Genomic DNA, 12,286 nt, shown 5'->3' on the forward strand with positions numbered 1-12,286 from the left:
TTTAATTACACTGCAAAGATGAGAAGTAAGTGAAGTTGTTTGTTAGGCGGGATTGCCCGACCGCTTGTAGAAATTTCCCGTAACTAGGAAATTGGGGCTGTTTCTCTATATTGAGAGGGGGAAACACCTGTCATTTTTTTAAAAAACCGACTAAAATGAGCTGGGTCATTAAAACCAAGGTCATATGCAATTTCTTGATTTTGCTTATCTGTAAAATTGATTAGTCTCTTTGCTTCAAGAGCTAGGCGAGTCAATATTATTTGCTGAGGTGATTGTTGGTTGTAAATAGAAAAAAGGTTCGATAGTGTTTTTGGGCTTTTGAATAATAGCTTGGCATAATCGCTTACTTTTCTTTTGGTCTTATAGTGTGTGTCCACAAGGACATTAAATTTCCGGATGATTTCAACTTGATCATTATCCAATTTTTTAACAATGAGTTGTTCCTTGGCTAAACGAGTGCAAATGATAATTAATCGTTTTAATAGCATTTGAAGCATATCTCCTTGAATGCCATCGGGAGTGGAAAACTCGTCCTGAAATACCTCATAAAGGGTGTCAAACTTGCGTTTTTGTTCTTGGGGGATAGATATAATAGGAAGATCTTGGGTTCCGAAAAATAGGATGCCGTTACAAGAAACTTCGTGATCATGATCATTAATGCAATAAAATTCTCTGTTAAAATGAAAAGCAGTTAATGGCAACTCCGTTTTTTCATATGAAACATGTTGCAAATAAGTGGTAGTAACCAACTGGTCTGGCAATAATTCTATTGCCATCCCATCAATATATAAAGCAAGGGGTTGTTGGTTTCTGTTCCATAACATATAAATGTTTCCTGAACTTACTGAAAATTGACTCTGGTACTTTTTAATATCATTGGTGAACCCTAAATGAGAGCCTAGCTTGGTATCATTGAACTCAAATTTCATTTGGAATAGGTTAGATTGTTTGGCTAAATTAGTCTCGTTTACATAAAAACCTTACCTGTGAAATTATGATAAGTATCAAACTTATATGTTAAACAATTATAAGTATTTGTTAAACAAAAAGGCTTTTTGTACTATTGGCGAAGTAAATGAGCATAGTTAGTTAACTTAACTACCAACATAATGAAGGCGTACGATGCAGCAGCGGATAAGTTTTATAGTAAAATAAGTATTAGTCCTGTGCCTCTGGCTTCATGGGATATTCATAGTTTTAACTTTCATGAGCTATGTGAAAACGGAAAAGATGCAATTTTTATACAGAATATAGCTGAAAGTAACAGATGGTCTTATCGTAAAATAGATAGTTTGTCTTTACAAAGAGGAGAAGTGGTTGTTATTACAAATAGTAAACTAACCATTGTACATGCTACCAGTAATATGGTCTCAATGTCAGGATATAAGGCAGAAGAAATTATAGGAAAGACCCCTAAATTATTTCAAGGCAAAGAAACAAGCCAAGAAACTTTGGCTAAAATAAAAACGGCCATCGAAAGTAAATCACCTTTCGAGGCCGTTATTTTAAACTATAAAAAAGACGGAAGCACCTATAATTGCCAAATAAAGGCAGAGCCTATATTCAATAACCGTGGGCAGCTCGTAAACTATATTGCATTTGAAAGAGAAGTAGCCTAAAAACCACTTCTCTCATGTTCTATCTACAATAAATTACTTCTTTTATATCTCGGTAACACGTAAAGTGTTAACCATTCCTTTGTCTTTCATAGGCATTGCTGCTAAACTAATTAGCATATCTCCCGTTTCTAAAAGGCCTTTCTTGCACGCCATTTCATTTACGTCATCTATGGTCTCATCAGTAGAAACATATTTGTCATAATAGAAAGCACGAACACCCCATAAAAGGTTTAATTGTGTAAGTATACGTTTGTTTGAAGTGAACACTAAAATATGTGCACTTGGTCTCCATGCAGAAATCTGAAATGCTGTATACCCACTATTGGTTAATGTAGATATTGCTTTTGCTTTAATCTCATTGGCCATAATGGCAGCATGGTAACAAATAGATTTTGTAATGTATCTTTTTGTGCGAATGTGTGGTGGATCATGAGGAACCTTAATAAGTTCAGAATTTTCTACACTTTGTAGAATACTGGCCATTTTTTCAATAACCTGAACAGGATAGTTTCCTACAGATGTTTCACCAGATAACATAACGGCATCAGCACCATCCATTACAGAGTTGGCAACATCATTTACCTCTGCACGTGTTGGTGTAAGGCTAGTAATCATCGTTTCCATCATTTGGGTAGCGATTATTACTGGTATACGAGCTTTCTTAGCTCTAAGAACTAATTGTTTTTGAATTAAAGGAACTTCCTGGGCTGGGACTTCAACACCTAAATCGCCACGGGCAACCATTAATCCGTCACAATACGCAACAATCTTATCTATATTTTCAACAGCTTCCGGCTTCTCAATTTTAGCGATAATCGGAATTTTTTCGTCTGCATGTTCCTTAATTATAGCTTGTAGATCAATAAGATCTTGACTAAAACGGACAAATGAAAGTGCTATCCAATCCACCTTAAGTGAAATGGCAAAAATGGCATCTTTAACATCTTTTTCTGTCAAGGCAGGCAAAGAAATATTTGTATTGGGTAGATTAACGCCTTTTTTAGAGCGTAACGGACCACCTTGTATTACTTTAGTTTTTACTTCAGATTTACCATCTGTAGTAACAACTTCAAACATTAGCTTTCCATCATCAAGTAAGATGCGCTCACCAGGCTTAACATCTTGAGGAAAGGCGGCATAGTTCATATATACCCTTTCGGCGGTACCTTCAAAAGGCTCACCGGTTACAAACGTAATTTCATCACCAGGAGCAACTACAACTTCGCTTGCCATAACACCTACCCTTAACTTAGGTCCTTGTAAATCTCCAAGAATAGAGGTGTTGCGACCAGTTTCTTCGTTTAGCTCACGAATCATTTTTACGCGTTCGGTAACGTCTTCATAATCGGCATGTGAAAAGTTGATGCGAAAAACGTCCACACCAGCTTCCATCATATCCCTTAGTACTTCTTTTTTACTTGTAGCTGGCCCTAGGGTAGCTACAATTTTTGTCTTTTTGTTAATTGGCATTGATCAAAAAATTAAATTGTTCTTAGATTTGAGTTTGTCAGTTTCTATTGCGTAAGCCGTTATAATGTTGGGTATATTTTGCAGTGTTCTTACAAGGTTTTCCATATTAATGAACCCATCTTGTTCTATTTTTAAAAAATAGTCTACATCTCGGTGTTCGGGTACCATGTGGAACGCTGTGAATGACGGTTCATCCTTAAATAACCCTTTTTGGTTTGCTGTGTCTTCTACCAAACCGTTATTGGTAAACAACGTCCAATACCTATCGTTGATATCATCTTTCCATTCAAAAATTGGAACTGTAATATGACCGGAAAGGTCAAGATCTTCATTAGACCTCTTAAAGCTCGATTTTAAATGAAGATTAAGAGCATAGGCTATGGAATAATCTTCAAGGCTACTATGCAATGCAACTAAATCGAATGAGTCTTCGTAAAAGTCGTTCGTAATTTTATGTACTGCTACCATATGGGCACAAAGTGGTAAAGATAATATTAATACCGTACAACGCCTAGATTAGGCAGCGCTAATGCTAATTTTGAACAAACTATAACATTTTGGTTACATAAAACTACGATTCAAGACTTATCCATCTTGTCTTGCAACGCATAATATGCTCTTTTTGATGCTCTTTCTTCTGCCTTTTTTTTAGAGGTAGCTCTAGCTTTTGCTACAACCGTGTCTGCAATACTGAGTTTTACCGCAAAGTGTTTTAGGCTGTCATTACCGGTATCATCATAAACGTCATAATCGAACGTTTTTTTCTGCTTTTGGCACCATTCTATAACAAGGCTCTTGTAGCTTATGACTTTTCCTTCTAATTGCTCAATATCTACATAAGGCTCTATTACCTTTTGGCTGATAAATTTTTCGCAATACTTATAGCCTCGATCTAGATAAATTGCACCAACCAGTGCTTCAAAAACATTACCGTGTATGTTTTCTCCAAAGTGAGATTTTGGAATACGGCTTTTGACATGATCAATAAGACCCAAATCTTTACCGAGTTCGTTAAGATGTTTCCGGCTTACTATTTTTGAACGCATCTTAGTAAGGTAGCCTTCATCTCCTTCAGGAACTTCGTCGTATAAATGTTTGGAAATTATAGTGCCCAACATGGAGTCGCCTAAAAACTCAAGACGCTCATAGTTTAGAGGATTCCCTTCTTTGTCCTTTTCATTAGCTGAACGGTGTACAAAGGCTTTTTTGTATATGGCTAGATTCTTGGGTTTAAAACCCAAAATAGAAGAGATTCCTCCAAAAAAATCCCCATCCTCTTTAGGATGGGAATTGAATATATTGGAAGGAAAACCCATAATGTATTACTCGCTAAATTTTTTGAAAATAACGCAGGCATTATGACCACCAAAACCGAAAGTATTGCTTAAAGCGACATTTACGTCACGTTTTTGAGCCTTGTTTAGGGTCAGGTTTAGTTTAGGATCTATATTTTCATCTACAGTAGTATGGTTTATAGTTGGTGGAACCAAACTATGTTGCATAGCTAAAATTGATGCAATAGCTTCAATAGCTCCGGCAGCACCCAATAGGTGACCGGTCATCGATTTTGTAGAGTTGATATTGATGTTAGGGGCATGATCGCCAAAGACTTCACTAATAGCCTTTAGTTCTGCCACATCTCCAAGGGGTGTAGAAGTACCATGGGTATTTATGGCGTCTACATCTTCCGGTTTTAGACCGGCATCCCTTAGGCAGTTTTTCATTACTTGTACCACTCCTATTCCGTCAGGATGCGGAGCAGTCATATGGTATGCATCGCTCGAAAGGCCGCCACCGGCAACCTCGGCATATATTTTTGCGCCACGCGCTTTGGCGTGTTCGTATTCTTCTAAAATTAAAGCACCAGCTCCTTCACCAAGAACGAATCCGTCTCGGGTAGCATCAAATGGTCTGGATGCTGTTTCATAACTATCATTTCTGGTAGATAGAGCGTGCATAGCTCCAAAACCGCCCATACCAGCTATGGTGACTGCAGCTTCGCTACCTCCCGTAACTACTACATCACAATGACCTAAACGAATATAGTTTAAGGCATCTATCATCGCATTCGCAGAAGAGGCACAGGCTGAAACAGTCGTATAGTTTGGCCCCATAAAACCATGTTTAATAGAAATATGCCCAGGAGCAATATCTGCTATCATTTTAGGTATAAAAAATGGGTTGAATCTTGGTGTACCATCGCCTTCGGCGAAGTTCATTACTTCGTTTTGGAAAGTTTCTAGACCGCCAATACCGGCACCCCAAATAACTCCAACACGAAATTTGTCTACTACATCTAGGTTAAGCCCAGAATCTAGTATAGCCTCATCAGAAGAGACCAAGGCATATTGCGCAAATTTATCTAGTTTTCTTGCCTCTTTGCGATCAAAATGCTCAAGAGGGTCAAAATTTTTCAGCTCGCAAGCAAATTTTACCTTAAATTTTTCAGTATCGTAATAGGTCACGGGAGCAGAACCGCTCTTTCCGTTTTTAAGACCTTCCCAATATTCATCAATATTATTCCCGATGGGCGTCAACGCACCCAACCCGGTAACTACAACTCGCTTTAATTGCATTGAACCTAATTTTTGATTTACTTAGTATAAGTCAAGCGTAAATTAAAAAAATTATCCATGCGATAATAGTTACCACATGGATAATTTTGAATCTTGTTCAAGAAATCATAAAGATTACTTCGCTTCTTCTATATAGCTAATGGCTTGGCCAACTGTTGCGATGTTCTCAGCTTGATCGTCTGGAATCTGGATGTCAAATTCTTTTTCGAATTCCATGATTAATTCCACGGTATCTAATGAATCTGCGCCTAAGTCGTTAGTAAAGCTAGCTTCCGTTACTACTTCGTTCTCATCCACACCTAATTTATCAACGATGATAGCTTTTACTCTTGATGCAATGTCTGACATAATAATATTGTTTTTAAAAAATTAAATTGGTTGCAAAAATAAAAAACTTTGGACTAAAACCACTATTTGTCGTTAAAATGTCTTGTAATTTATAAAATTTCAGGATAAGAGCGGTATTTTTGACCGAAATATTTTGCTACCAGTAACGTCAAAGGGCACATGAAAAATATTGTATTATTTGCTTCCGGTTCAGGTTCTAACGTTGAAAATATTGTTGAATATTTTCAAGAAAATTCTGAAGTCAACATTTCTGCAGTGTTAACTAATAAAACGCAGGCAAAAGTTTTGGACAGGTGTAATCGTCTAAATATTAATGGTTTATATTTCAACAGAAACTCTTTTTATGAAACCGATTGTGTGCTGGATATTCTAAAAACCTTTAAACCGGACTTAATTGTATTGGCGGGTTTTCTCTGGAAAGTGCCTGAAAATCTGATAGCTAATTTCCCAAATAAAATTGTAAATATACACCCGGCACTTTTGCCAAAATACGGAGGTAAGGGAATGTACGGGGATAATGTACATAAAGCCGTACGAGCCAATAATGAGACCGAAACTGGCATTACTATTCACTATGTAAACGAAAATTATGACGAGGGAGCGATAATTCGGCAGGTAAAAACGTCCGTTTCTGCAGATGATACTCCAGAAACTATCGCACATAAAGTTCATCAACTTGAATACGAATATTTTCCTAAGGTAATAGCCCAAATATTAGAGGTGGAATAATGGCGAAAAAAGGGAAATTCTATACGGTATGGAAGGGTAAAAAACCCGGAATTTATGATTCTTGGTCAGATTGTAAAGCAGCAATTAGCGGTTTTAAAGGAGCTCAATACAAATCCTTCGAAACTTTTGATAAAGCAAAAAAAGCTTTCAATGGAAATTATGCGGACTTTACAGTAAAGAAAAAAGGCAAGCCAGCTATAACGCCAGAGCAACTACAACGGTTTGGAACACCCAATTACCATTCTATCTCGGTAGATGCTGCCTCTAGTGGTAACCCTGGAATTATGGAATACCAAGGCGTAGATACCAAAACGGGAAAGAAACTTTTTAGACAAGGACCTTTTGCACAGGGTACTAATAATATAGGCGAGTTTTTGGCTATCGTACACGGCCTTGCTTTTTTAAAGAACAATAAAAGTGATAGGATAATCTATACGGATTCCCGTACCGCCATGAGTTGGGTGCGCAAGAAAACCTGTAACACCAAATTACCGGAGACTCCAAAGAACAAAGAAGTTTTTGATTTGATCCGTAGGGCTTTAGATTGGCTTAAGAACAATTCATATAGTACTCCAGTGGTAAAATGGGAAACAAAAGTATGGGGTGAAATACCAGCAGATTTCGGACGAAAGTAGTCGTAAACAGACCCACAGCATTTTTTAATATAAAATATATTTTACGATTTTTTTAGAGGATAAATAACTGTTTTGTATAAGGGTGTAAAATCTAAAAAGGTAATACTCCTAGGCTTTTTTTGTAAGGGTATATTTGCATGAAATAGCATTACAAAAGCGTATATTTGCAGCTTAAACTTAAAATTACATGGGTAAACTTCTAATCGTAGGCACTGTTGCCTTTGACGAAATTGAAACTCCTTTCGGCAAAACCGATAAGATTTTGGGCGGTGCAGCTACCTTTATTGGTTTGGCGGCCTCTCAATATAACGTAGAATCTGGAATTGTTTCTGTTGTAGGCGAAGATTTTCCGCAGAGCTATATAGATGTTTTAAAGAACAAGAATATTGACCTCAGTTCCTTGGAGGTTGTAAAAGGTGGAAAAACTTTTTATTGGAAAGGAAAGTATCATAACGATCTTAACTCTAGGGATACGTTAGTAACAGAACTAAATACATTAGCGGACTTTAATCCTGTAGTATCGGAAGATTTTAAGGATGCAGATGTGGTAATGTTAGGTAATCTTCACCCAAGCACTCAGTTAAGTGTTATTAATCAGATGAAAAAACAACCAAAACTAATAGTATTAGATACTATGAATTTTTGGATGGACAATGCTTTGCCTGAGTTAATGGAGGTTATAAAACATATAGATGTTCTTACCATAAATGATGAAGAGGCTAGACAATTAACCAATGAGTACTCTTTGGTAAAGGCGGCCAAAGCTATTCAGAAAATGGGTCCTAAATATTTGGTAATCAAAAAAGGAGAGCACGGGGCGCTTTTGTTTCATGAAGAGGAAATTTTCTTTGCACCCGCTTTACCTTTAGAAGAAGTTTTTGATCCAACTGGTGCTGGAGACACATTTGCAGGAGGGTTTACAGGATATTTAGCTGCTACCGGGAATATTTCGTTTAATAATATGAAGAATGCCGTCATACACGGTTCAAATTTAGCATCGTTCTCTGTGGAACAATTTGGAACTGAACGTATGGAGGGCTTAAAAAAGGAAGAGGTCAATAAAAGGCTGCATCAGTTTAAGGCCTTGACCCAGTTTGATATAGAATTAAAATAATGACACGCCCCTATATTAGGGGCTTTTTTAATACATAGATTTACTATGAGTGACGCGATCAAACATGAATGTGGTATTTCGGTAATACGGTTACTTAAACCGTTAGAGTATTACAAAAAGAAATACGGTACTGCCTTTTACGGGGTTAATAAAATGTACCTAATGATGGAAAAGCAGCACAATCGTGGTCAAGATGGTGCAGGTTTTGCTAGTATTAAATTAGATGTTGCTCCAGGCGAACGGTACATGAGTAGAGTACGGTCAATTGCCCAACAACCTATACAGGACATCTTTGCGCAGATTAATGATCGTATAAACACAACACTTCAGGAGCACCCAGAGTATGTTGATGATGTTGCTGCACAGAAAAGGAACATTCCTTATATAGGAGAGGTACTTTTAGGGCATGTGCGTTATGGTACTTTTGGAAAGAACAGTATTGAAAGTGTTCATCCATTTTTAAGACAGAACAATTGGATGCACCGTAACATTATTGTGGCGGGTAACTTTAACATGACCAACGTTCATGAGCTATTTGATAATTTGATTCAAATAGGACAGCACCCTAAGGAAATGGCCGATACGGTAACGGTGATGGAGAAAATAGGTCATTTTTTGGATGATGCTGTTGCTAAGCTGTATAAGCAAATCAAAAAAGAAGGATATACAAAACAAGAAGCTTCGCCTATTATTGCAGAGCGTCTTAAACTTCATAAAATATTAAGAAGAGCTGCTAAAAATTGGGATGGTGGTTATGCCATGGCCGGCCTTTTAGGTCACGGCGATGCTTTTGTTCTTAGAGATCCCGCTGGTATTAGACCAGCCTATTATTACCAAGATGATGAGGTGGTAGTTGTAGCCTCTGAACGTCCTGCTATACAAACTGTATTTAATGTACCTTTTGAAGAAGTTAAGGAACTTGATCCAGGTCATGCCATTATTATTAAAAAGGATGGATCTTCTGCTGTTACCGAAATCTTAGAGCCTGTGGAGCGTAAGGCATGTTCATTTGAACGTATCTATTTTTCTAGGGGAAGTGATAAGGAAATCTACGAAGAACGAAAAAAATTAGGAAGACTTCTCTTTCCGCAAATATTGAAGTCTATTGATCACGATATTAAGAATTCTGTCTTTTCGTACATTCCTAATACTGCTGAAACCTCCTTCTTTGGAATGGTAAGGGAAGCGCAGAATTATATGAATAAAAGAAAGGAAGAACAAATACTTGCTATAGGTTCAAAAATTACAAGTGAGGAGCTTCACGAAATTTTAGAAGTTCGTCCGCGAATAGAAAAAGTAGCTATTAAAGATGCGAAGCTGCGTACATTCATTACACAAGATAGTAGCAGGGATGATCTTGTTGCACATGTATATGACATTTCTTACGGTTCAGTAAAGAAAGGTGATAATCTGGTTATTATAGATGATAGTATTGTTAGGGGAACGACTTTAAAGAAAAGTATACTTCGGATTTTAGACCGATTGTCTCCGAAAAAAATAATCGTCGTATCATCTGCTCCACAGATTAGATATCCAGATTGTTACGGTATCGACATGGCTAAGTTGGAAGATTTTATTGCTTTTAAAGCGGCTTTAGCTTTACATGAAGAGCGACTCACTATGAATATAGTAGATGACATTTATGATAAGTGTCTAAAACAGGTTAATAATAAGGATACAGATGTTATTAATTACGTTAGGGAATTCTATGCACCGTTTACTGCAGAAGAAATATCGGCAAAAATAGGGGAGCTTTTAAGTCCAGAAGATATTAATGCAGAAGTTGAGATTATCTACCAAACCGTAGAAGCACTTCACGAAGCTTGTCCAGATAATTTAGGAGATTGGTATTTTACCGGACACTATCCAACCCCGGGTGGTAACCGAGTAGTGAATAGGGCCTTTATTAATTTTTATGAAGGCAAGAGCGAACGTGCGTACTAATTAACATTATCGATGAAATACACTAATAAAGGTATTTCATCGATAATATTGGCTATTTGGCGTTTTTTTAGCCGCTTGGGCGGAGGTCAGATTACATTTGGTCTTGCCATAGCATAAGTAGGTTAAGTTCATGGTAAGATTTGGGGCAAAAAGGTGGAGATTTCTCCACCTTTTTATTTTCCACTATTTTGTAAAGTTGTTTTCTCTTTTTCTTTACGACCCCTCCAAAAAATCTAGATTCCTCTTTATTTATTTGTTTTTTCACCGTGTTGGTCTCTCGTCGTTCATTCATGAACCCTTTAACCGATTTTCGTACAGTTTGGCAAAGATGTTTTCATAAAGATCAATGCCACTATATCTTTGGAGAACCATAGCATAAGTAGGTTAAGTTCATGGTAAGATTTGGGGAAAAAGGCGGAGTTTATACTCCGCCTTTTTATTTTCTATACTTTCCACAATCAAGATTTCTCCACACTCTATATTCCTCTTTTTTCAACTTTCATTTTTCAATTTAAAAAGGGTTTTATTTTAGTCATAAATGTATTTCACCTAGAGTTTTGATCGTTTGTCCAAAACCTTTTTTTAAAGACTTTTGTAGCAGTACTTTTGGAGGACCATAGCATAAGTAGGTTAAGTTCATGGTAAGATTTGGGGAAAAGGCGGAGTTTATACTCCGCCTTTTTTATTTTCTATACTTTCCACATTCAAGATTTCTTCACACTATATATATTACTTTTTCAACTTTCATTTTTAATTCAAAAAAATGAGTGATTTTGGACATAAATGTATTTCACCTAGAGTTTTGATCGTTTGTCCAAAACCTTTTTTTAAAGGCTTTTGTAGTAGTACTTTTGTAGGACCATAGCATAAGTAGGTTAAGTTCATGGTAAGATTTGGGGAAAAAGGTGGAGCTATGCTCCGCCTTTTTTATTGACAAAATCCTCGCAAACATGCGGCCTTAAGGCATGTTCAGATTTTCTTATCAACAATTCGCTTAAAAAAAAACCCTAAATATTTCTTTTTTATTTCCCACAATACCAGTATTTTAGTATCGCCATAGCATAAGTAGGTTAAGTTTATGGTAAGATTTGGGACGAAAAGGGTGGAGTTTACTCCGCCCTTTTCTATTTTTAAAAGACAAAAAAACCCATCCTGAAGCAAATCAGGATGGGTTTTTTTAATTCTTCTTTATCTCAAGAAAATGCTTACTCTGCTCTTATTTGTTGGCAGCGTATAATTCAGCTACTTTATCCCAATTGATAACATTGAAAAAAGCATTGATGTAATCTGGTCTCTTATTTTGATAGTTTAGGTAGTATGCATGTTCCCAAACATCAATACCTAAAATAGGAAAACCACTACAACCGGTTTCCGGCATTAATGGGTTATCTTGGTTAGGCGTAGAACATATTTCTAATTTACCTCCTTTGTGTACACAAAGCCAAGCCCAGCCAGAACCAAAACGAGTACCTGCGGCACCGCTAAATTTTTCTTTAAAGCCTTCAAAAGAACCAAAAGCGCTGTCTATGGCAGAAGCAAGTTCGCCAGATGGGTTTCCGCCGCCATTAGGAGACATAATTTCCCAGAAAAGAGAGTGATTGTAAAAACCGCCACCGTTGTTTCTAACTGCCGCATTAGACATGTCTAAGTTCTCTAATATATCTTCTATTGATTTCCCTTCTAGTGGAGTACCTGCAATAGCACCATTTAATTTGGTCGTGTAACCATTATGGTGTTTTGTATGGTGAATCTCCATTGTTCTAGCATCAATATGTGGTTCCAATGCATCGTATGCATATGGTAATTTTGGTAGTTCAAAAGCCATGTTATATATGTTTTTAGTTCAAAATT

The 12,286-nt window shown here is 36.9% G+C and carries 12 protein-coding genes; 5 read left to right on the forward strand and 7 right to left on the reverse strand.

Translation table 11 applies throughout. The features are described from left to right. Positions 1-83: 83 nt before the first annotated feature. The gene (locus IWB64_RS06535) at positions 84-929 is read right to left on the reverse strand and encodes a helix-turn-helix domain-containing protein (protein WP_194533239.1); all 846 of its coding nucleotides are present in this window, start codon (positions 927-929) and stop codon (positions 84-86) included. Between the two features lie 180 nt (positions 930-1,109). On the opposite strand from IWB64_RS06535, the gene IWB64_RS06540 reads away from it, so the two are divergent. Further along, entirely contained in the window at positions 1,110-1,619 is a 510-nt protein-coding gene (locus tag IWB64_RS06540) for a PAS domain-containing protein (RefSeq protein WP_194533240.1), read from the forward strand. A 42-nt stretch (positions 1,620-1,661) separates the two neighbouring features. On the opposite strand, the gene pyk is transcribed toward IWB64_RS06540, so the two are convergent. From pyk to IWB64_RS06565, 5 genes are all read right to left on the reverse strand, one after another. Beyond that, positions 1,662-3,089 (reverse strand): pyruvate kinase, encoded by a 1,428-nt coding sequence (pyk, locus tag IWB64_RS06545; RefSeq protein WP_194533241.1) that lies wholly within the window; start codon positions 3,087-3,089, stop codon positions 1,662-1,664. 3 nt (positions 3,090-3,092) lie between these two features. After that, positions 3,093-3,557 carry an IPExxxVDY family protein gene (locus IWB64_RS06550; RefSeq protein WP_155595412.1) on the reverse strand — a complete coding sequence of 155 codons (465 nt, stop codon included), beginning with the start codon at positions 3,555-3,557 and terminating at the stop codon, positions 3,093-3,095. Between the two features lie 110 nt (positions 3,558-3,667). Beyond that, a complete protein-coding gene (rnc, locus tag IWB64_RS06555; protein WP_194533242.1) occupies positions 3,668-4,405 on the reverse strand; it encodes a ribonuclease III in 738 nt (245 codons plus the stop codon). A gap of 6 nt (positions 4,406-4,411) precedes the next feature. After that, positions 4,412-5,665, reverse strand: a complete 1,254-nt coding sequence (gene fabF, locus IWB64_RS06560; protein WP_194533243.1) for a beta-ketoacyl-ACP synthase II — start codon at positions 5,663-5,665, stop codon at positions 4,412-4,414. A 114-nt stretch (positions 5,666-5,779) separates the two neighbouring features. Continuing rightward, entirely contained in the window at positions 5,780-6,013 is a 234-nt protein-coding gene (locus tag IWB64_RS06565; protein WP_008269813.1) for an acyl carrier protein, read from the reverse strand. Between the two features lie 159 nt (positions 6,014-6,172). Between IWB64_RS06565 and purN the strand changes: the two genes are divergently transcribed. From purN to IWB64_RS06585, 4 genes are all read left to right on the forward strand, one after another. Continuing rightward, positions 6,173-6,742, forward strand: coding sequence for a phosphoribosylglycinamide formyltransferase (purN, locus tag IWB64_RS06570; RefSeq protein WP_194533244.1), 570 nt, complete (start codon positions 6,173-6,175; stop codon positions 6,740-6,742). Next, positions 6,742-7,377, forward strand: coding sequence for a ribonuclease H1 domain-containing protein (locus IWB64_RS06575; protein ID WP_194533245.1), 636 nt, complete (start codon positions 6,742-6,744; stop codon positions 7,375-7,377). The genes purN and IWB64_RS06575 overlap by 1 nt, the downstream gene beginning before the upstream one ends. A 187-nt stretch (positions 7,378-7,564) precedes the next feature. Next, positions 7,565-8,491: a PfkB family carbohydrate kinase gene (locus IWB64_RS06580; RefSeq protein WP_194533246.1), complete on the forward strand. Its 927-nt coding sequence runs from the start codon at positions 7,565-7,567 to the stop codon at positions 8,489-8,491. Positions 8,492-8,536: 45 nt separating this feature from the next. Further along, the gene (locus tag IWB64_RS06585; RefSeq protein ID WP_194533247.1) at positions 8,537-10,435 is read left to right on the forward strand and encodes an amidophosphoribosyltransferase; all 1,899 of its coding nucleotides are present in this window, start codon (positions 8,537-8,539) and stop codon (positions 10,433-10,435) included. A gap of 1,216 nt (positions 10,436-11,651) precedes the next feature. Here IWB64_RS06585 and IWB64_RS06590 read toward each other — a convergent pair. Beyond that, the gene (locus IWB64_RS06590; protein WP_194533248.1) at positions 11,652-12,260 is read right to left on the reverse strand and encodes a superoxide dismutase; all 609 of its coding nucleotides are present in this window, start codon (positions 12,258-12,260) and stop codon (positions 11,652-11,654) included. Positions 12,261-12,286 lie beyond the last annotated feature (26 nt).

This window comes from Zobellia nedashkovskayae (assembly GCF_015330125.1).
Taxonomy (GTDB): Bacteria; Bacteroidota; Bacteroidia; order Flavobacteriales; family Flavobacteriaceae; genus Zobellia; species Zobellia nedashkovskayae.